A 20,871-nucleotide genomic window follows, 5' to 3' on the forward strand; every position below is an offset into this window, starting at 1 on the left:
TGAGATTAATCTCGATTAGGAAAGTTGTTTTCCTGTAAAGCTTAAGGGTTGCTGACATTGTTGGCAGCGGTAACTGGCTTGGTTGCGCAGGACTTTATTGTGGCGGCGAATAGAAAGAGGATAAGTTGTACAGGCGCACAGGTACTCAAAGGTTTTTCCTTGTACGGATGCAACTTCGAAGCTGTGGGTTGTTTTTGCGGGTACTTTGAATACCGCCTCCATGACGCCTTGCCATTCTTTTCCATGCGGTCTAACACGGCCATAGACTTGGTGGGTAATCAGGTGAGCAACTTCATGGGGGATGACTTCGTTTAAGAACGCTTGCTGGTTTTCTCTAAATAGCACTGGATTAAGGCGAATTTCGTTCAGTTGTAAGTAGGCCTTACCCGCTGCTTTTCCTCGCAGCTTATAGCTCACCTTTGGAATAGGAAAAGTTCGTTTAAAAACCTTTGAAGCAGTTTGGATACATTCAGCGATGATTTTCTTTACTCGATATTCTAGCTCTATATCCAAGTCTGACTCCACAAAAACGCCCCTAATAAGTAGGGGCGAATCATATACTGGTTTTGTGTTGTGTGCGACTTAAGGGTGATGCTTTTTTTTGATAGTTTCATGGTAAGCATGCCAAGTACCATAACCAAGAATTGGCATGGTGAAGAGCATGCCGACACCGTAGGTGGCAAAGCCGATTAAAATCCCGCCACAAATCAACGCAGCCCAAACCACCATGGCAGGTATGTTTGATTTGACAGCATTAAAGCTAGTAAAGACGGCAGTCATCATATCCACGCGTCGTTCCATCATCACTGGGATCGAGAAAGCCGAGATACTAAACACGATACAGGCAAGAACGAAACCGACCAGTGAGCCTATGACAAGGAAAGGCATAAACTCTGTTAGTGGTGCACCTTGCACAGAAGGGTATAGAGCATGAAGCAAGGCAGCAATGCGCATCCAGAAAATCATACACACCGCAAGTAGGACAGCGAAGGCCCATTGTGAAGTAGAGTTTCGGCCAATGGCTCTCATTGAGTGCAACAAGCTAGGGCTGTGTCCCTTCTCTCTTTCCCAGCTTGCGTCGTAAAGACCTAACGCAAGGAAAGGGCCGATTAACATATAGACTACTAAACTTGGCATAACAACTAGGTGGGTGCCTTGCCATTGAACTAGTAATACAATCCCAATGGCTGCGGCCATGAAGCAGAGCCCATAGAAGGCACTGATCAGTGGCATTCTCACGAAGTCATGCAGACCGAGAGATAGCCAGTGAAAGGGTGCTGAAATACTTAATTGATTACACGGAATGGTACGAGCATATTCCGCATCGGAGACTTCCTTCTGTTTATCGTTGAAGTCATTTGGATTCACCGTACGAGGCATACATCCTCCTTGATCGATTCTCTATTGTCATTTAAGCGGCGGCGCCACTCGAATGCGTTGGAAACTCGATGCCCGGCTCTGTGACTTCGCGATATATGGGCAAGAGTTCATCTACTGCTATGAGGTCTCCCTAAATAAAGGCTTAGCTCATTAACATATTTTTAACTATTGACCCGATGGCAAAAAAATACAACTTTACGCCATAAATTTATCCCTAAAGAAAAAGGGCTTTTGGTTACCCAAAAGCCCTTTAAAATTTGATTATGTCTTAAATTGTAATTACTTAAGACCAGCAAAGTCCGAAAGAATTGCTGCTTTGTCTGTTGCTTCCCATGGGAACTCTTCGCGACCAAAGTGGCCGTAAGCTGCTGTCTTCTTGTAGATAGGCTGAAGTAGGTTCAACATTTCTTGTAGGCCGTAAGGACGTAGGTCGAAATTCTGGCGAACAGCTTCAATGATCACTTCGTGAGGCACTTTCTCAGTACCGAACGTTTCAACCATGATTGATGTTGGATCAGCAACACCGATTGCGTAAGAAAGTTGGATTTCACAACGATCTGCCATGCCAGCTGCTACGATGTTTTTCGCAACGTAACGTGCTGCATATGCTGCAGAGCGGTCTACTTTTGATGGATCTTTACCAGAGAAAGCACCACCACCGTGACGAGCTGCGCCGCCGTAGGTATCTACGATGATTTTACGGCCTGTTAGACCACAGTCACCCATAGGACCACCGATTACGAAACGGCCAGTTGGGTTGATGAAGAAGTTAGTCTCTTTGTTGATCCACTCTGAAGGCAGTACTGGCTTGATGATCTCTTCCATTACTGCTTCACGTAGGTCTGGCGTAGAAACTGAGTCACAGTGCTGAGTTGAAAGAACAACCGCGTCGATACCAACGATCTTACCTTGGTCGTACTGGAACGTTACCTGAGATTTTGCATCTGGACGAAGGAAGTCTAGTTTGCCGCTCTTACGTACTTCAGCTTGCTTTTCTACAAGACGGTGAGAGTAAGTAATAGGAGCAGGCATTAGAATTTCAGTTTCGTTAGTTGCGTAACCAAACATGATACCTTGGTCGCCAGCGCCCTGATCTTTAGGATCTGCTTTATCAACGCCTTGGTTGATGTCTGGAGACTGCTTACCGATAGTGTTTAGAACTGCACAAGAATCTGCGTCAAAACCCATGTCTGAGTGAACGTAACCAATTTCACGTACTGTTTCACGAGTGATCTCTTCGATATCAACCCATGCAGAAGTCGTAACTTCACCACCAACCATTACCATGCCGGTTTTTACGTAAGTTTCACACGCAACACGTGCTTTCGGGTCTTGTTCTAGAATCGCATCAAGTACTGCATCAGAAATTTGGTCTGCAATTTTATCTGGATGACCTTCTGATACCGACTCAGAAGTGAACAGGTGCTTAGCCATGTGAGCTCCACTTTATCTCTTGGAGTGACCGACTTTATAAGCCCATCACGATTAAATAGTATTAAATATTGTAGGTGTATCTACATCTAGACGTCTATTCTAATTTTCACTGCTCGAATTACAAGCTCTTTTTTTTCATGAATCATAACTAAACGTTTGCTTTAGCGCGGTTATATATTGATAACTTGCCGTCAAAGGGAGCGAAATCTCAGAAAATTGTGAGGTTTTGTCTTGGAAAACGTTTGCAGAGCCTGTAGCGCTTTGAGAGAATTATTGCTCACATATTTTTTGATTCGCTTAATGCACTCAGGAGCTGACATGTCTTCTCGTCAACATCTCGCCAATGCAATCCGCGCTCTAAGCATGGATGGTGTTCAACAAGCTAACTCGGGCCACCCAGGCGCACCTATGGGTATGGCTGATATCGCTGAAGTTCTTTGGCGTTCTCACCTAAACCACAACCCTGCAAACCCAGAGTGGGCTGACCGCGACCGTTTCGTACTGTCAAACGGCCACGGCTCTATGCTGATTTACTCTCTGCTTCATCTTGCAGGTTACGAGCTTTCTATCGACGATCTGAAAAACTTCCGTCAGCTTCACTCTAAAACACCTGGTCACCCTGAGTACGGTTACGCACCAGGAGTTGAAACGACAACTGGTCCACTAGGTCAAGGTATCACGAACGCTGTTGGTATGGCGCTTGCTGAGAAGACTCTTGCAGCACAATTCAACAAAGAAGGCCACGACATCGTTGACCACTTCACTTATGCATTCATGGGTGACGGCTGTCTGATGGAAGGTATCTCTCACGAAGCATGTTCGCTAGCGGGTACGCTAGGTCTTGGTAAGCTGATCGCTTTCTGGGATGACAACGGCATCTCAATTGATGGTGAAGTTGAAGGTTGGTTCTCTGATGACACGCCTAAACGTTTCGAAGCTTACGGCTGGCACGTAATTCCAGCAGTAGACGGTCACGATTCTGAAGCTATCAACGCGGCTATCATTGCAGCGAAAGCAGACCCTCGTCCTACTCTGATTTGTACTAGGACAGTTATTGGTTTTGGTTCACCTAACAAGTCTGGTTCACATGACTGTCACGGTGCTCCACTAGGCGCTGAAGAAATCGCAGCGACTCGCAAGCAACTTGGTTGGGAATTCGGTCCATTTGAAATCCCAGCAGATGTTTATGCAGAGTGGGATGCAAAAGAAGCAGGCGCAGCTAAAGAAGCAGCTTGGAATGCTAAGTTTGACGCATATGCGGCAGCTTACCCTGCAGAAGCAGCAGAGCTTAAGCGTCGTCTAAACGGTGAGCTTCCAGCACAGTGGGAAGAGAAAGCAAACCAAATCATTGCTGACCTTCAAGCAAATCCTGCAAACATCGCATCACGTAAAGCATCTCAAAACGCACTAGAAGCATTTGGTGCTATGCTGCCCGAATTCCTAGGCGGCTCTGCTGACCTTGCACCTTCTAACCTAACTATGTGGTCTGGTTCGAAGTCTGTTTCAGCTGAAGATCCTGCGGGTAACTACATCCACTACGGTGTACGTGAATTTGGTATGACAGCGATCATGAACGGTATCGCTCTGCACGGCGGTTTCGTACCATATGGCGCAACGTTCCTAATGTTCATGGAATACGCTCGTAACGCAATGCGTATGGCTGCACTGATGAAAGTTCAGAACATCCAAGTGTACACGCACGACTCTATCGGTCTTGGCGAAGATGGTCCAACTCACCAACCAGTTGAGCAAATGGCTTCTCTACGCCTAACTCCAAACATGAGCACATGGCGTCCATGTGATCAAGTTGAGTCTGCAGTCGCTTGGAAACTGGCTATCGAACGTAAAGACGGTCCAACATCGCTAATCTTCTCTCGTCAAAACCTTGCACAGCAAGAGCGTAGCGAAGAGCAAGTAGCAAACATCGCGAAGGGTGGTTACATCCTGAAAGATTGTGAAGGTAAGCCAGAGCTAATCCTTATCGCTACAGGTTCTGAAGTTGAGCTAGCGGTTAACGCTGCGGCTGAACTAACAGCTGAAGGTAAGAAAGTACGCGTTGTATCTATGCCTGCAACTGACGCATTCGACAAGCAAGACGCAGCTTACCGTGAAGAAGTTCTACCTTCAGACGTAACTGCTCGTATCGCTATAGAAGCTGGCATTGCTGACTTCTGGTACAAGTACGTTGGTTTCGGTGGCAAGATCATCGGTATGACAACGTTCGGTGAATCTGCTCCTGCAGGTGAGCTATTCAAGATGTTCGGTTTCACAACCGAAAACGTAGTGAACACAGCGAAAGAACTACTTTCTTAATTTAGTTCGCGTCGACGAAAAATAGAAAACCGAGCCATTTGGCTCGGTTTTTTTATATTGGCTTTACTGAATTTAAAGTTTATTCAAACTCATTACCCCAGTTATCTTTTTCTTTGTGACCACATACTTTACATGTCACGTATCGGTCCATGTCGTAATAATGCCCACCGTTGATAAAGGTGTGAGCCATCAGCTTAACTCTTCCAAGCAACGAACGATCAGTGTCGTAGCTGCTCGTCTTTCTCACTAAAACTTCACTATGAGGTGTTTCTTGTGAGCATTGCTTACAAAAGTGTGTAGCTGGGTAACCAGACATAGTCATTTCCTTTGGTTGATGAAACTAGAAAAGAAACAGCCAACAGAAAATAACTTATCTATTCGCTAATAAATCATACTGATTGAATATTGATCAAGTTTTATAAAACAAATTCTTCGACACATTTCACTAACTTAATGCGTTTTGAGTGTCTATCGGGTAGTATTTGTGACACGAAAATCATGTAGGGCGATGGAATCATGCTAAAAGTTGCGATCAATGGATTTGGACGTATCGGTCGTAATGTACTGCGTGCAGTATATGAGAGTGGAAAGAACCAACAGATCAAAGTGGTAGCGGTTAACGAACTTGCTCAACCAGACGCTATGGCGCATTTGCTTCAGTATGATACCAGCCACGGGCGTTTTGGTAAGAAGATCTCCAATGACCAAGAGCATATCTATGTTCACCATGATGCACCGCATGAGGGAACGGGGGAGTTTGACTCTATCCGAATCCTTCACCTAAGCGATATCGATCTTTTGCCATGGCGAGATCTTGAAGTCGATTTAGTCCTAGATTGTACGGGTGTATTTGGCTCGCAAGCTGACGGCCAAGAACACATCAAGGCGGGGGCAAAGAAAGTCCTGTTTTCTCACCCAGGTGCGAGCGATTTAGACAACACCATTATTTATGGCGTAAACCACGATACGCTAAAAGCGGAGCACAAAGTTGTTTCCAACGGTTCTTGTACCACTAACTGTATCGTGCCAATCATCAAGGCGCTTGATGACGCTTTTGAAATCGAGTCTGGCACTATTACTACCATCCATTCCTCTATGAACGACCAACAGGTCATTGATGCTTACCACTCTGATTTAAGGCGTACGCGTGCAGCAAGCCAATCAATTATTCCTGTAGACACGAAGTTGCATAAGGGAATTGAAAGAATCTTCCCGAAATTTTCTAACAAATTTGAAGCGATTTCTGTACGAGTGCCCACAGTTAACGTCACAGCAATGGATTTAAGTGTCACAATTAATACAAATGTGAAAGTTAATGACGTAAATCAAACCATTGTTAACGCATCTCAGTGTACATTACAGGGCATTGTTGACTATACTGAAGCGCCGCTCGTTTCTATCGACTTTAATCATGATCCCCATAGCGCGATTGTCGATGGCACACAAACACGAGTGAGTAACGGGCATCTAGTTAAAATGCTCGTATGGTGTGATAACGAATGGGGTTTTGCGAATCGTATGTTGGATACAGCGCTCGCAATGCAGAGTGCGAAATAACCACTCTATTGATGGAGAAATATTTATTTTTACCCTTGAAATAAATATTGATAACCTCCATGTACACCGAAGCGTTTGAAGAATTAATAGGTCTGGCAGGGTTGCCGGGCTACTGAAAACTTTACTTATTGAATATTTGAGAGGACACATCATGTCTGTAATCAAGATGACTGACCTGGATCTAGCAGGTAAACGTGTATTTATCCGTGCGGACCTAAACGTACCAGTAAAAGAAGGCAAAGTGACTTCTGATGCACGTATCCTAGCATCTCTACCAACTATCAAGCACTGTCTAGAAGCAGGCGCTAAAGTTATGGTTACTTCTCACCTAGGTCGTCCAACTGAAGGTGAATACGCAGAAGAGTTCTCTCTACAACCTGTAGTTAATTATCTAAACGACGCACTAGATTGCGAAGTTAAACTAGCTAAAGATTACCTAGAAGGCCTAGAGCTAAACACTGGTGAGCTTGTTGTTCTTGAAAACGTTCGTTTCAACAAAGGCGAAAAGAAGAACGAAGAAGAGCTATCTAAAAAGTACGCTGCACTATGTGACATCTTCGTAATGGACGCATTTGGTACTGCTCACCGTGCACAAGCATCTACTCACGGTGTTGGCATGAACGCACCTGTAGCGTGTGCTGGTCCTCTACTAGCAGCAGAGCTTGAAGCACTAGGTAAAGCTATGGACAACCCAGAGCGTCCACTAGTCGCTATCGTTGGTGGTTCTAAAGTTTCTACTAAACTAACTGTTTTAGAATCTCTATCTAAAGTTGCTGACCAACTTGTTGTTGGTGGTGGTATCGCAAACACGTTTATCGCTGCTGAAGGCCACAATGTAGGTAAGTCTCTATACGAAGCAGATCTAGTTGAAACAGCTCAGAAACTAATGAAAGAGTGTTCAATCCCAGTTGCGACTGACGTTGCATGTGCAAAAGCATTCGACGAAAACGCAGAAGCTGAAATCAAGCACGTTTCTGAAGTTGCTGACGACGACATGATCTTCGACCTAGGTCCAGATTCAACTGCAGCACTAGCTGAAATCATCGGCAATGCTAAAACTATCCTTTGGAATGGCCCTGTAGGTGTATTCGAATTCAAGAACTTCGAAGCGGGTACAGCTGGTATCTCTAAAGCAATCGCTGAATCTGCAGGTTTCTCTGTAGCAGGTGGTGGTGACACGCTAGCAGCTATCGATAAGTTCGGTATCAAAGCTGACGTATCTTACATCTCTACTGGCGGTGGTGCATTCCTTGAGTTCGTTGAAGGTAAAGTACTTCCAGCTGTAGCAATGCTTGAAGAGCGCGCTAAGTAATTGAGTGAAAGCGGGAGAGTTAATCTCCCGCTTTCTTGTTTGCTGCACATCACACTTTTTTGCTAGAATAGCGCGAGTTGTGAGCAAACGTTTGCAAGAATTTAAACTTAACAAGTTTTATTTTTAAAACGACAGATAAATAGGATTAAATCCATGTCTAAGATCTTCGATTTCGTAAAACCAGGTGTTATCTCTGGCGACGACGTACAGAAAGTATTTGAAGTAGCAAAAGAGAACAAATTTGCACTTCCAGCAGTAAACGTTGTTGGTACTGACTCTGTAAACGCAGTACTAGAAGCAGCAGCGAAAGTTAAATCTCCTGTTGTTGTTCAGTTCTCTAACGGCGGCGCAGCTTTCTTCGCTGGTAAAGGCGTTAAACTTGAAGGTCAAGGTGCTCAAATCCTTGGTGCTGTAGCTGGTGCTAAATACGTTCACGCTGTAGCTGAAGCTTACGGTGTTCCAGTTATCCTGCACACTGACCACGCTGCTAAGAAACTTCTTCCATGGATCGACGGTCTACTAGACGCTGGTGAAGAGTTCTTCGCTCAAACTGGTAAGCCTCTATTCTCTTCTCACATGCTAGACCTTTCTGAAGAGTCTCTAGAAGAGAACATCGAAACATGTGCTAAGTACCTAGAGCGCATGGCTAAAATGAACATGACAATCGAGATCGAACTTGGTTGTACTGGTGGTGAAGAAGACGGCGTAGATAACTCTCACATGGACGCATCTGAGCTTTACACTTCTCCAGAAGACGTTGCTTACGCATACGAGAAGCTAAACGCTGTTTCACACCGTTTCACTATCGCTGCTTCTTTCGGTAACGTACACGGCGTATACAAGCCAGGTAACGTTGTTCTAACTCCAACAATCCTACGTGACTCTCAAGCATACTGTGCAGAGAAGTTCGGTATTGCACCTAACGCTCTAAACTTCGTATTCCACGGTGGTTCTGGTTCTACTGAAGCAGAAATCCAAGAGTCTATCGGCTACGGTGTTATCAAAATGAACATCGATACTGATACACAGTGGGCAACTTGGGACGGTATCCGTCAGTACGAAGCTGACAACCGCGATTACCTACAAGGTCAAATCGGTAACCCAACTGGTGAAGATGCACCAAACAAGAAGTACTACGATCCACGCGTATGGCTACGTGCTGGTCAAGCTTCTATGGTTACTCGTCTTGAGAAAGCATTTGCTGACCTTAACGCAGTAGACGTACTATAATTTAGTCGTTACTAAGTTATCTAAGACCCGCTCATTGAGCGGGTTTTTTTATGCCTGAACATTATTAAACAAAATGCCATTCTTATAGTGAAATTTCTGGCACTATGTAAACAGTTTGCGTAATCTGTAACAAGCTGGTATCAGAAGTTTCTGATAAGCCTTTGTTTTCATTCTCTTTGCAAAAACATGACTTTGAGAATGACGGCAAATAAGATATCGTGCCAAAAAACTGACATTGTTTCAGTGAATGGATAGGGATGTCATTGTTATTTCGTAAGTAAAAGCAGTTAGATTCATAGAATCATTACATTTTAGAGGATAAAAATTATGGCAGGTGAATCAGCAGGGATTGAGACTCCTTTGGTTGATGGTTTGAGTCACGCAGAGAAGTGGCTGACAAATAACTCAGATCTATTGGTTCAGTACGGTGTGAATATTATCTCCGCAGTTCTGATCCTATTTATCGGTAACATTATCGTTAAAGCGGTCGCAAACAGCGTAGCGAAAGTCCTACAAAAGAAAAAAATGGATAAAGCGGTTGTTGAGTTTATCCATGGCTTAGTTCGTTACCTTCTATTCGTTATTGTACTGATTGCTGCGCTAGGTCGCCTAGGTGTGCAGACAGCGTCTGTTGTTGCGGTTATTGGTGCAGCTGGCTTAGCAGTTGGTTTAGCACTTCAAGGCTCACTTTCTAACTTTGCAGCAGGTGTATTGATTGTCGCTTTCCGCCCATTTAAGTCGGGCGATTACGTTGAGATTGGTGGTGTAGCGGGTTCAGTTGAATCAATTCAGATTTTCCAAACAGTGCTAACGACGCCAGACAACAAAATGGTTGTTGTACCAAATGGCAGTGTAATCGGTAGCCCAATCACTAACTATTCACGTCATGCAACTCGCCGTATTGATCTTATGATTGGTGTTTCTTACGGTGCAGATCTGCAGAAGACTAAAGAACTGTTAACTAAGATCTGTGAATCTGATGAGCGAGTTCTTCAAGAGCCAGGTGTTCAGGTTGGTGTTCATACTCTAGCAGATTCTTCAGTGAACTTTGTTGTTCGTCCTTGGGTTAATACGGCTGATTACTGGGACGTCTACTTCGATTTGATGCAAGCCATTAAAGAAGGCTTGGATAACGAAGGTATCGAAATTCCATTCCCACAAATGGATGTTCATCTGAACAAAGTTGAAGCTTAATATCCGTTGATATGATGATTGAAAGCGAGGCTCAATTGCCTCGCTTTTTTATATTTCAAGAATAGGGTTATCGAGTGCTTGTAGGATATCCTTAAGCCGTGAGCTAGGGAGTCCAATGGTATATTCAGGTTTACCGGGTGTATAAAGTAACTCTTCTGAATCAAACAATTTACGGTCAACAATAATGGGGATGTTGTTTGGCAATCCGATAGGGCACACCGCGCCTGGCACACATCCGATTATACTGATCATTTCCTCATTACTGACAATAGAAGGTCGCTTACCCGTTAGGGCCTTTATACTCTTGCTATCCAAACGACTATCTTTGTCTGTCAATAGCAGGGCATACCCAGCCCCTTTTAACTTCAAGAATAGGCTTTTGCTATGGGTGCCAGTCCAACCGAGTTTCTTGGCGACTTCCTCATCAGTCGCGAAATCGAGAATCGGTTCATGCTGCCACTCTTGATATTCAACCGATAGCTTTTTCAATAGTGCTTTATTGAACTGGTAAATTTCTTCAAGCTTGTCCATATTCGACCTAGATATACTGATTAAGTAATTGGTTTGCCAATACAGCGGCAATGACGAACATCATAAGGGCAACGGCGATATCAATACCTTGCTTGACTCGTGATTGTGACAATATTGGTCCGAGTTTAGCTGCACTAATAGAGAGAGCGAAAAACCAAACAAGTGAGGCTAACATAGTACCGACTGCGAACGTGATGCGATCTTGCCCTTCGAATTGACCACCAATCGACCCTAGGATTACCACAGTATCAAGATAAAGGTGAGGGTTTAGAACCGTTACAGCTAGTGCGCCAAGTATCACTGCTCTTTTTCCTCGTTGCGTCTTATTGATCTCGGTTTCTTCTTTTTGTGAGTTAAAGGCACTTTTTAATGAAAGCAAGCCGTAAGCAGACAAAAACGCAATCCCACCCAAGGTCACCCACAATAATAACGTGTCATTTTGTGCGAGCACCGCTCCACCACCGAAGATGCCTAAAGAGATGAATACAATATCTAGAATGCTACATATCGTCGCGGTAGTAAGGTGATGCTGGCGTTTGATACCTTGATTTAATACATAAGCATTTTGCGCACCTATTGGGATTATCATACTGGCGCCGAGGCCAAAACCTTGCAGTAGCAGCCAAAAATTCATCGCTTAGTCTCCATTTAACTATTAATCGGGACTAAGATAAGTAAGCTAATGTTATAAGTATATTTAATAATTTTTATGCTATATAAGCATCTCTAATAATTGGGAGTAAGCGATGCGTGGTTTGGATTATCGTTGGATAGAGGCCTTAGAAGCGGTTGTGAGTTGTGGCAGCTTTGAACGAGCTGCTGAAACCTTATTTGTCTCTCAGTCCGCGGTGTCTCAACGAGTAAAGCAGTTAGAAAAGCTTTTAGCGCAACCTGCTTTGGTAAGAGAGCAACCGCCCAGACCCACTCCGATAGGACAAAAGTTGCTTGCACTCTACCAACAGGTTCAACTGCTGGAGAGTGAGTTCATTCCAGAGCTTGATGGGGATAATCTCGGTAGAGTGCAAAAAGCGGCGATTGCGATCAATGCTGACAGTTTAGCGACTTGGTTGTTGCCCGCTCTAGCACCAGTGATGAAGTCTCGCCAAGTTGAGTTGAACCTCGCCGTTTATGGTGAAGGGCGCACACTAGACAAACTAAAAAACGGTGAAGTTGTTGGTGCTTTAAGTATGGAACCTAAGGCTATGGTTGGTTGTGAAGCAACTTACTTAGGCAGAATGGATTATGTGTGTGTCGCCAGTCCACAGTTTGCTGAAACCTATTTTCCTAACGGAGTGAACCGAGAATCACTACTTAAAGCGCCCGCGGTGTCATTTGATCAGCATGATCAGTTACACAGGGATTTTCTTAAACTCCATTTTAATATTTCATCTGACTCAGTCATTCATCATCATGTCGCAAGTTCGGAAGCATTTGTAAACTTAGCCTTGATGGGATGCGCGTATTGTCTTATTCCAAAGTTACAAATCGAAACTGAGCTTTCATCAGGGAAATTAGTAGACTTGATGCCAGACTTTTTTATGAGCTTTCGAATTTACTGGCATCATTGGCAGCTTGAAACAGGGTTGTTGAGTGAGATTACACAAGCAATTATCAATCACACCAAAGACTTATTACCGAAGTAGTAGCGAAGCCAATGCAGAGGTTAATTCTTTGTCAGGACTTAACTCCACCTCTGGTCTAATTCTGACCGATATCTATGATGTAATATGTTGATTCAAAATGGTGATGAAGTATGAAAGCGTTTCCTCAAGTTTTAGCTGCGTTGTCTCTATCAGTGGTGAGTTTTACCTCATTCGCAACGAGTCCTGATTTTCCTCATCTTGTTACAACAGGATACGGAGAAGTCGTTGCGAAGCCCGATATGGCTCAATTCTCCGTCAAGGTCGTTGACTCTACAATGACTGCAGAGCAAGCGAAGCAGTCAGTCGACAGCAGTGTCACAACATTTTTAAAAGCGTTAAGCGAAGAAGGAGTGGAAAGCGAAGATATTGCTAGCTCCAATCTGTACATCACGCCTCAATATCACTATCCGAAGAAAGGTAAGCCTGAGCTGGTTGGCTATAGAGCTTCACGCAGTATCACAGTGACGGTGGATGAACTGGCGGATTTAAATCGTTATTTAGATTTAGCGCTGAACTCGGGCATTAATCAAGTTGATAACATCCAGCTTAAAGTAAAAGATCAGGCAACCTATCAACAACAAGCTCGTCTTGAAGCGATTAAAGATGCAAATAGCAAAGCAGATTCTCTCGCAAAAGGTTTTGGCAAAGAGATCAATGGTGTTTGGCGAGTTGATTACAATATGTCGGGCAGCCAGCCTGTTCTGATGAGAACCATGGCTATGGACGCTAAAACCGAATCTAATAGCTACCAAGACTCAACGATCATCATCCGTGATCGAGTTGATGTCATTTATAAGCTCGATTAACGGTTTAGACGCGTTAACCTGTAAAGAAAAATGACCACAGTAAACAGTATATGGCGTCATATACTGTTTATCCCCACTTCGGTTGAATGTTATACTGACAAGTCCTCCTTATGTGCAGAGTTGGCAATGCGTCAGAATAAAATATATCCCTATTTGATTACGACGACGCTGTTTTTCCTTTTTGTTGTTTCAGCCTACTATGCACAAAAGTACCAGCAGACTCAGCAGGAAATTGTTTCTCAAACGAGTAAACAAGCGCTTCATCAACTTGCTTACAGCGAGCGCGAATACCGCAGTGTTCGCAATCAGTTTGTCTCTGTCATCGAGTTACTTTCCCATAGCCGAAATCTCTATGAATACGTCTTAACACCATCAGAAGCGAATAAAGCGGTGGTTGAAGATGTATGGTCTTCCGTTGCTGCGAACCAAAAATGGTATACCCAAATTCGCTATTTGGACGTCACCGGTACTGAAAAAATACGCCTTAATTACCTGCATAGTGATGAACGCGTGTTTCGCTCTTCTCAGTTACAAGACAAATCTGAGCGTGATTACTTTCAGTATGCCACGTCATTAAAAGAGAATGAGATTGGCGCTTGGGGTATCGACCTTGAACAAGATTACGGTAAACACGTTGAACCTTATCGGCCGACACTGCGCTTGCTTACCCCTGTATATGTGCAAGGCGTTCGCTCTGGGTACTTGGTTCTAAATATTGATGTATGGTATTTAGCATCACGCCTTAATTTTTCTCCGAATAAACGCTTCCGACCTGAGTTGATTGGGGAAGAGGGCTATTACCTCGCGAGTGAAAATCAAAGTAAGTTGTTTGGCAACTTGATTGAAACTCGAGAGCAGTACAATTTTGCTTTGCGCCTACCAATGAGTTGGAAGGATATGCAGGAGCGAAAGTCTGGGTTCGTGCGAGAAGCTGGTGGATTGGTCGTCTTTAATCAAATAGGCCTTTCTCCGAAAAAGAAATTATATTTAGTCATCCACTTTGATGAGCAACAAATGGATGAAATTGCCTATCGCGATTTGCATGACTTGTTTCAAGAAGCAATCTTGGTGTTTTTAATTACACTTGCTTTTGTAATGCCAGCGGCCCTGCTTATCAGCCGTTACCGTCAGCGAAGTATTGAAAGTCAGTTAGCTAGAGCGGCATTAAGTGGTATGTCTGCAATGATCATTTCCGATCGCCGTCATCGAGTTATTAGGGTTAATGAGCAGTTCACCAAGCTGACGGGGCTCGATAAAGCGGAAGTTCAATCCAAAAACATTATTAAGCTTTTCTTGGGTGAAGAGCAGCTTGAGGAGACGCTTTCTATTTTTGAACAAGTTGCTCGTCATCAATTATGGGAAGGCGAGCTTGTGTTTCGCCATTTTGGTACGGGAGAACTTGTGACGACTCTTGGTCGAGTCCAGAGTGTTTTGTCTCGTTCAGGAAAAGTGAGTTATTACATCACCTCAATTGTGGATATATCTGATCGAAAACAACTTGAGGAGCGGTTACGTGTATTGAGTGAGCGAGATGCGTTAACTCAACTGTGGAACCGACGTAAATTTGAACTTAAATTGCGACATTATAGTGGTCTCATCAGGCGTTACCCTGAGATGCCTACCACATGCTTAGCGTTGTTGGACATTGACTACTTCAAGCGTATCAATGATGAATTTGGCCATGATGAAGGGGATAGGGTAATTACGGAAACGGGTCGAATGCTTGAACGTATATTGCGAGAGACCGACTTTGTTGCCCGTATCGGAGGAGAAGAGTTTGCGATAATAATGCCAAATACTTCACTGCATGAAGCACTGTTAGGGTTAGAGCGACTTAGAGTAGCAATTGATCTAGAGCCGAATATTCCAGTGACGGTGAGCATTGGTGTTACAGAGTTAACCGCCGATAATGTACGCAGTTACAAGCATGCCGATATTGCTCTATATGAGTCTAAAGCACAGGGACGTAATCGAGTGTCGAGGATTGCAAGTGAAGAAGAAGTTGCATAAAAAATCGAGCACCGAGCTCGATTTTTTATGCAAAGGTACTATTAAGCGTTAAGCGGCCGCTTCAATAACCTGCTGAATTTGTTCTTTAGTGCGATTTAAGTGAGCATCAAACTTCTCCGCGGCTTTGCTTGCATCTTTAGCAAGTACCAGTTTCATGATCATTTCATATTCATCTAAGTTAATTGCGCTATTGTCTAAGCCATTGACGACAGCGTAGTAGCGGTAGCGTTTTACTTGGTTAATGAGATCGCTAAAGAAGTTGAGCATGTTTTTAGATACTGCACCTTCAAGCAAAGCAATATGGAACTGGTGCTGGCGTTCTTCCCATTCTGTCCAATCGAAGTCTTCTTTAGAAAGTTTAATACGTGAAAGCTTATGGAATGACGTTAGTACGTCCAGCTCCCAGCTTTCATCACCAACCTCAATTGCTTGCTTGATCAGCACAGATGCGACAAATCTTAGGCTATCGTAAAGGTCAGTTAACTCGCTAACTGAGACAGGGGCAACCCAACATCCTTTTTGTGGCTCAAGGCTTACGTACTTTGTCCACGAGAGTTGTACCAAAGCTTCTCTGATAGGAGAGGCTCCAACATTGTATTTTTGCTTTAGGTCAGCAACCACAAGTTTTTGACCTGGTTGTAGTGCACCATTCAAAATATCTTGGTGGATCATTTTTGATACTTTGTCTGTTAACGTAGGGCTCGACACAATGTATTCCTCATTTGCTTCCAGCTAGTAGTTATATAAAACCAATCTCATTTTAACGGTATGCAATACCGCAGTGTTTTGTGATAATACAGCGTACCGATTAGCTGGGCAATAGAAAAATACAAAAAAAGAGGGCATAAGCCCTCTTTTATTTAATTAAGTAGAAAGTCTAATTAATTATAGAACGTGTACAGAAGCTGTGTTTGTTGTACCTGAAGCAACTAGTGCGCCAGAAACCATAACAACGATGTCGCCTTTGCTACCGAATTCAGCTTTAAGAGCGTACTCTTTACCCATTTGGTAGAACGCGTCTGTGCTTTCGATAGAGTCAACAAGAACTGGGCGAACACCTTTAGTAAGAACTAGCTGCGCTGCAGTCTTCTTGTTTGTTGTTAGAGCGATGATGCTTGCCGTTGGGAAGTACTTACGTACAGAACGTGCAGATTTACCACCTTCAGTAGCAACAATGATTAGTGGAGCAGCTAGCTTTTCAGCTGTGTCTACTGCACCTTTACATACCGCTTCAGTGATACGTAGGCGTGGGCTGTCTAGACGAGAACCTAGTTCAGCTTTTAGAGCGCCGTCAGTACGGTTAGCGATTTGAGCCATGATAGTTACCGCTTCAACTGGGTACTTACCTTTAGCCGTTTCGCCAGAAAGCATTACCGCATCAGTACCGTCCATGATTGCGTTCGCAACGTCACCCGCTTCTGCACGAGTTGGACGTGGGTTGTTGATCATAGAATCAAGCATTTGAGTTGCTGTGATAACCATCTTACGTGCACGGTTACACTTCTCGATCATCATCTTCTGAGCGAAGATTACTTCTTCAGCTGGGATTTCAACACCTAGGTCACCACGAGCAACCATGATGCCGTCAGAAAGCTCAAGAATCTCGTCGAAGTTATCAACACCTTCTTGGTTCTCAATCTTAGAGATGATGTGGATGTCGCTGCCGCCGTTCGCGTCTAGGATCTCACGGATTTCTTTAACATCAGATGCTTTACGGATGAAAGAAGCTGCAACGAAGTCAACGCCTTGCTCACAACCAAACTTAAGGTCGTTCTTATCTTTTTCAGATAGAGCTGGAAGTTGAACAGAAACGCCAGGAAGGTTAACACCTTTGTTTTCGCCTAGTGCACCGTTGTTAAGAACTTTACACTTAACTTCAGTTTCAGTTGTAGCGATAACTTCCATTTCGATTAGGCCGTCATCTACTAGGATAGTGTTGCCAACGTTTAGGTCAGCAGCGAAACCAGCGTAAGTTACCGCAACAGTTTCTTTGTTACCTACTACTGAAGTATCAGTAGTGAAAGTGAACTCTTGACCAGCTACTAGATCTACGTCGTTGCCGCCTTCTAGCTTGATAGTACGGATCTCTGGGCCTTTAGTATCAAGAAGGATAGCTAGTTGCTTACCTACTTTGTCCATTACTTCGCGGAAGTTCGCAATACGAGTGCCGTGCTCTTCATAGTCACCGTGAGAGAAGTTCAGGCGCATTACGTTCATGCCTGCATTTACTAGTTCAGTTAGCTTCTCTACAGATTCAGTTTTAGGGCCAATCGTACATACGATTTTGGTCTTTTTCATGGAAGATACTCTCCGGTCGATATAGTTACAATTTGAAAGTCGGTTATTGGTCTGAAGCCAGAGCTATTTTTAGGCATTTTGTGCCTGCCAACTCGTAAAAATAGCCAGTTGTGTTGTCTGCTCCAGAACTGAAAGTCTTTCATAAGTTTAGTCATTTTATGACCAACTTATTGAGATTTAATGCCGTATTTGTGTGACAAAACTAGGATATATGGTCTAGGTTGCAAAAAAATAACGGTCAATTCTGTAATTTTTTTTCTTTTCGGTTGCGAATTCTACCACCGAATCATTTCAATATCACTGCTTAAGATTTGTCTTAGGACAAGGTTTTAGCGCTATTTATTAATTTTTTGGATCGAAATAAATGGACTTAAAAGTTTCGACTTGACTATAATTGCTTTCAGTTCGAAACTAAAAGGTATCAATTAAATGTCGAAACGAAACACTCAGCTAAGAAGACATGCGATTTCTAACTTGGTAAATGAAAAAGGGGAGATCAGTGTTGAAGCGCTCTCTGTTCAATTTGAAACCTCAGAAGTCACAATCAGAAAGGATCTGGCATCGCTAGAAAAAAATGGTCAATTACTTCGTCGCTACGGTGGAGCAATCGCGCTCCCTAAAGAAGTCGTGAATGACGAAATGAGTGAGAATGTTTCGATTCGAAAGAATGAATTGGCTCAAGCGGCGGCCAAGTTGATTCGAGAGCATAACCGTATCGTTATTGATAGTGGCAGTACAACAGGCGCATTGATCAAACAGCTTGATGGTATGAATGGTCTGGTTGTGATGACTAACTCTTTGAATGTAGCAAACGCTCTTAATGAGTTAGAGAGTGAGCCTACATTATTAATGACTGGCGGAACATGGGATGCACATTCCGAATCATTTCAAGGCCAAGTGGCTGAGTCTGTGCTTCGTTCTTATGACTTTGACCAATTATTCATCGGTGCTGATGGGGTTGACCTTGATCGCGGTACAACAACATTTAACGAGCTTGTTGGGCTCAGTAAAGTCATGGCAGACGTTTCACGAGAAGTGATCGTTATGGTGGAGTCAGAGAAAATCGGCCGAAAAATACCTAACCTTGAGCTCGCGTGGGATGCTATCGACATATTAATTACAAACAAAGACTTAGAGCCTGAGTACAAACAAAAAATCGAATCTCATGGCATAAAAGTGATTTGTGCATAAATAGATCTAAACTTTTAATACTTCCTCAATTGGCCTTTGCTTGCTGCCAATTAGAACAATAACTCTGGAGTGAAACATGTGTGGAATAGTTGGTGCGGTAGCACAACGTGATGTTGCAGAAATTCTTGTAGAAGGCTTACGTCGTCTTGAATATCGTGGTTACGACTCAGCTGGTGTCGCGGTAGTCGATAGTGAATCTAACCTGACCCGAGTTCGCCGCCTAGGCAAAGTTAAAGAGCTTGCGGATGCGGTTGAAAAAGAGAACGTTGTTGGTGGCACGGGGATTGCGCACACTCGCTGGGCAACGCACGGTGAGCCATCAGAAGTGAATGCTCACCCACACATATCAGGCGATATCGCGGTTGTACACAATGGCATCATCGAAAACTATGAAGAGCTGCGTGAAACGTTGAAAGAGCGTGGCTACGTTTTTGAATCTCAGACCGATACGGAAGTGATCGCTCACTTGGTGGAGTGGGAGCGTCGCACGTCAGACTCACTACTTGAGGCATTGCAAAAAACAGCGAAACAACTAGAAGGCGCTTATGGCACGGTTGTTGTTGATCGTAAAGATCCTTCTCGAGTTGTTGTTGCTCGCTCTGGTAGCCCTATTGTGATTGGCTTTGGTGTTGGCGAAAATTTCCTAGCATCTGACCAACTTGCTCTTCTTAATGTCACACGTCGCTTTATGTATTTGGAAGAAGGTGATGTGGCTGAAATTACTCGCCGTGAAGTATCAGTGTTTGATTTGTCTGGTGAGCGTGTTGAACGCGAAATTATCGAGTCAAATGCTGAACATGATGCGGGTGATAAGGGCAAGTACCGCCACTTTATGCAAAAAGAAATCTACGAGCAGCCAACAGCGTTGATTAACACAATGGAAGGTCGTATCACGGGTGACTCAGTTGTTACTGAAGCGATTGGTGTTAACGCAGCAGATATTCTTAATAAAGTAGAGCATGTACAAATTGTGGCTTGTGGTACCTCTTACAATGCAGGTATGACGGCGCGCTATTGGTTTGAAGACATTGCAGGCGTTAGCTGTGATGTTGAAATTGCGTCTGAGTTCCGTTACCGCAAGTTTGTGACTCGTCCAAATAGCTTACTGATTACGTTATCTCAGTCAGGAGAAACGGCAGATACACTTGCAGCGCTTCGCTTGGCTAAAGAGAAAGGCTACATGGCTGCGATGACTATCTGTAACGTAGCGGGTTCTTCTCTTGTTCGTGAGTCAGACTTTGCATTCATGACACGTGCTGGCGTAGAAATTGGGGTTGCTTCAACAAAAGCTTTCACCACCCAACTGTCTGCTCTTCTAATGCTGGTGACTGCACTTGGTAAACAGCAAAATCGTATCACTAAAGAGAAAGAAAAAGAGATTGTAGAGGCACTTCATGCCTTGCCGAAACAGATTAATGCGGCGCTTTCTTTTGAAAAAGAGATTGAAGATCTCGCACCAGATTTTGCGGATAAACATCATACGCTATTCTTAGGTCGTGGTGAGTTTTACCCAATAGCAATGGAAGCGTCTCTAAAACTGAAAGAGATCTCTTATATTCATGCGGAAGCTTATGCAGCGGGTGAACTTAAGCATGGCCCATTGGCGTTGATTGATGCAGATATGCCAGTTGTCGTTGTTGCACCAAGCAATGAGCTGTTAGAGAAGCTGAAATCGAATGTTGAGGAAGTACGTGCTCGTGGTGGTTTGCTTTACGTGTTCGCTGATGAGGATGCAGGCTTTGAAGCTGATGAGACAATGAAGATCATTACAATGCCGCATGTGAGCGAGATTACCGCCCCAATTTACTACACCATTCCAATGCAGCTGCTTTCTTACTACGTTGCGCTGATTAAAGGAACGGATGTCGACCAACCACGTAACCTAGCTAAGGCTGTCACGGTAGAGTAGGTTTTATTTTCGTAATAAAAGGCCCTCTCAGAACATTCTGTGGGGGCTTTTTTGTATGTATCT

At 43.8% G+C, this 20,871-nt stretch carries 18 protein-coding genes; 10 read left to right on the top strand and 8 right to left on the bottom strand.

Annotation, left to right across the window (positions count from 1 at the left end):
- Positions 1-15: 15 nt before the first annotated feature.
- The 3 genes from AAFX28_RS10630 to metK form a co-directional block, all read right to left on the bottom strand.
- Positions 16-513 carry a SprT family zinc-dependent metalloprotease gene (locus AAFX28_RS10630; RefSeq protein ID WP_408690856.1) on the bottom strand — a complete coding sequence of 166 codons (498 nt, stop codon included), beginning with the start codon at positions 511-513 and terminating at the stop codon, positions 16-18.
- Between the two features lie 69 nt (positions 514-582).
- On the bottom strand, positions 583-1,380 hold the full coding sequence (locus AAFX28_RS10635) for a DUF2189 domain-containing protein (RefSeq protein ID WP_408687536.1): 798 nt from the start codon (positions 1,378-1,380) through the stop codon (positions 583-585).
- A gap of 279 nt (positions 1,381-1,659) precedes the next feature.
- Positions 1,660-2,814 carry a methionine adenosyltransferase gene (gene metK / locus AAFX28_RS10640; protein WP_408687538.1) on the bottom strand — a complete coding sequence of 385 codons (1,155 nt, stop codon included), beginning with the start codon at positions 2,812-2,814 and terminating at the stop codon, positions 1,660-1,662.
- 318 nt (positions 2,815-3,132) lie between these two features.
- On the opposite strand from metK, the gene tkt reads away from it, so the two are divergent.
- Positions 3,133-5,127: a transketolase gene (gene tkt / locus AAFX28_RS10645; RefSeq protein WP_408687540.1), complete on the top strand. Its 1,995-nt coding sequence runs from the start codon at positions 3,133-3,135 to the stop codon at positions 5,125-5,127.
- Positions 5,128-5,206: 79 nt separating this feature from the next.
- On the opposite strand, the gene AAFX28_RS10650 is transcribed toward tkt, so the two are convergent.
- Positions 5,207-5,443: a hypothetical protein gene (locus AAFX28_RS10650; RefSeq protein WP_408687541.1), complete on the bottom strand. Its 237-nt coding sequence runs from the start codon at positions 5,441-5,443 to the stop codon at positions 5,207-5,209.
- Positions 5,444-5,643: 200 nt separating this feature from the next.
- Here AAFX28_RS10650 and epd point away from each other — a divergent pair, with 200 nt between their 5' ends.
- The 4 genes from epd (at position 5,644) to mscS (ending at position 10,420) form a co-directional block, all read left to right on the top strand.
- On the top strand, positions 5,644-6,684 hold the full coding sequence (gene epd, locus AAFX28_RS10655) for an erythrose-4-phosphate dehydrogenase (RefSeq protein ID WP_408687543.1): 1,041 nt from the start codon (positions 5,644-5,646) through the stop codon (positions 6,682-6,684).
- 151 nt (positions 6,685-6,835) lie between these two features.
- Complete coding sequence (locus AAFX28_RS10660; protein WP_408687545.1) at positions 6,836-7,996, top strand: phosphoglycerate kinase; 1,161 nt, start codon at positions 6,836-6,838, stop codon at positions 7,994-7,996.
- Between the two features lie 153 nt (positions 7,997-8,149).
- A complete protein-coding gene (gene fbaA, locus AAFX28_RS10665) occupies positions 8,150-9,226 on the top strand; it encodes a class II fructose-bisphosphate aldolase (protein ID WP_394145729.1) in 1,077 nt (358 codons plus the stop codon).
- Positions 9,227-9,553: 327 nt separating this feature from the next.
- Positions 9,554-10,420: a small-conductance mechanosensitive channel MscS gene (gene mscS / locus AAFX28_RS10670; protein ID WP_408687547.1), complete on the top strand. Its 867-nt coding sequence runs from the start codon at positions 9,554-9,556 to the stop codon at positions 10,418-10,420.
- A gap of 48 nt (positions 10,421-10,468) precedes the next feature.
- On the opposite strand, the gene AAFX28_RS10675 is transcribed toward mscS, so the two are convergent.
- On the bottom strand, positions 10,469-10,951 hold the full coding sequence (locus tag AAFX28_RS10675; RefSeq protein WP_408687549.1) for a YbaK/EbsC family protein: 483 nt from the start codon (positions 10,949-10,951) through the stop codon (positions 10,469-10,471).
- A 7-nt stretch (positions 10,952-10,958) separates the two neighbouring features.
- Positions 10,959-11,585 carry a LysE/ArgO family amino acid transporter gene (locus AAFX28_RS10680; RefSeq protein ID WP_408687551.1) on the bottom strand — a complete coding sequence of 209 codons (627 nt, stop codon included), beginning with the start codon at positions 11,583-11,585 and terminating at the stop codon, positions 10,959-10,961.
- A gap of 112 nt (positions 11,586-11,697) precedes the next feature.
- On the opposite strand from AAFX28_RS10680, the gene AAFX28_RS10685 reads away from it, so the two are divergent.
- The 3 genes from AAFX28_RS10685 to AAFX28_RS10695 all read left to right on the top strand — a co-directional run bounded on the left by AAFX28_RS10685 (position 11,698) and on the right by AAFX28_RS10695 (position 15,410).
- Positions 11,698-12,594, top strand: a complete 897-nt coding sequence (locus AAFX28_RS10685) for a LysR family transcriptional regulator ArgP (protein ID WP_408687553.1) — start codon at positions 11,698-11,700, stop codon at positions 12,592-12,594.
- Between the two features lie 110 nt (positions 12,595-12,704).
- Positions 12,705-13,400: an oxidative stress defense protein gene (locus tag AAFX28_RS10690; protein WP_408687555.1), complete on the top strand. Its 696-nt coding sequence runs from the start codon at positions 12,705-12,707 to the stop codon at positions 13,398-13,400.
- A gap of 126 nt (positions 13,401-13,526) precedes the next feature.
- Positions 13,527-15,410: a GGDEF domain-containing protein gene (locus AAFX28_RS10695; protein ID WP_408687556.1), complete on the top strand. Its 1,884-nt coding sequence runs from the start codon at positions 13,527-13,529 to the stop codon at positions 15,408-15,410.
- Positions 15,411-15,458: 48 nt separating this feature from the next.
- Here AAFX28_RS10695 and AAFX28_RS10700 read toward each other — a convergent pair whose 3' ends face one another.
- Positions 15,459-16,118 carry a GntR family transcriptional regulator gene (locus AAFX28_RS10700; RefSeq protein WP_408687558.1) on the bottom strand — a complete coding sequence of 220 codons (660 nt, stop codon included), beginning with the start codon at positions 16,116-16,118 and terminating at the stop codon, positions 15,459-15,461.
- 177 nt (positions 16,119-16,295) lie between these two features.
- The gene (pykF, locus tag AAFX28_RS10705) at positions 16,296-17,708 is read right to left on the bottom strand and encodes a pyruvate kinase PykF (protein ID WP_408687559.1); all 1,413 of its coding nucleotides are present in this window, start codon (positions 17,706-17,708) and stop codon (positions 16,296-16,298) included.
- A 429-nt stretch (positions 17,709-18,137) separates the two neighbouring features.
- Here pykF and AAFX28_RS10710 point away from each other — a divergent pair, with 429 nt between their 5' ends.
- Together AAFX28_RS10710 and glmS are read left to right on the top strand one after the other, a co-directional pair.
- Complete coding sequence (locus tag AAFX28_RS10710) at positions 18,138-18,899, top strand: DeoR/GlpR family DNA-binding transcription regulator (RefSeq protein ID WP_408687560.1); 762 nt, start codon at positions 18,138-18,140, stop codon at positions 18,897-18,899.
- Between the two features lie 76 nt (positions 18,900-18,975).
- Positions 18,976-20,808, top strand: a complete 1,833-nt coding sequence (gene glmS / locus AAFX28_RS10715; protein ID WP_408687561.1) for a glutamine--fructose-6-phosphate transaminase (isomerizing) — start codon at positions 18,976-18,978, stop codon at positions 20,806-20,808.
- Positions 20,809-20,871: the final 63 nt, after the last annotated feature.

Source organism: Vibrio sp. TBV020, from assembly GCF_046056895.1.
Lineage (GTDB): Bacteria > Pseudomonadota > Gammaproteobacteria > Enterobacterales > Vibrionaceae > Vibrio.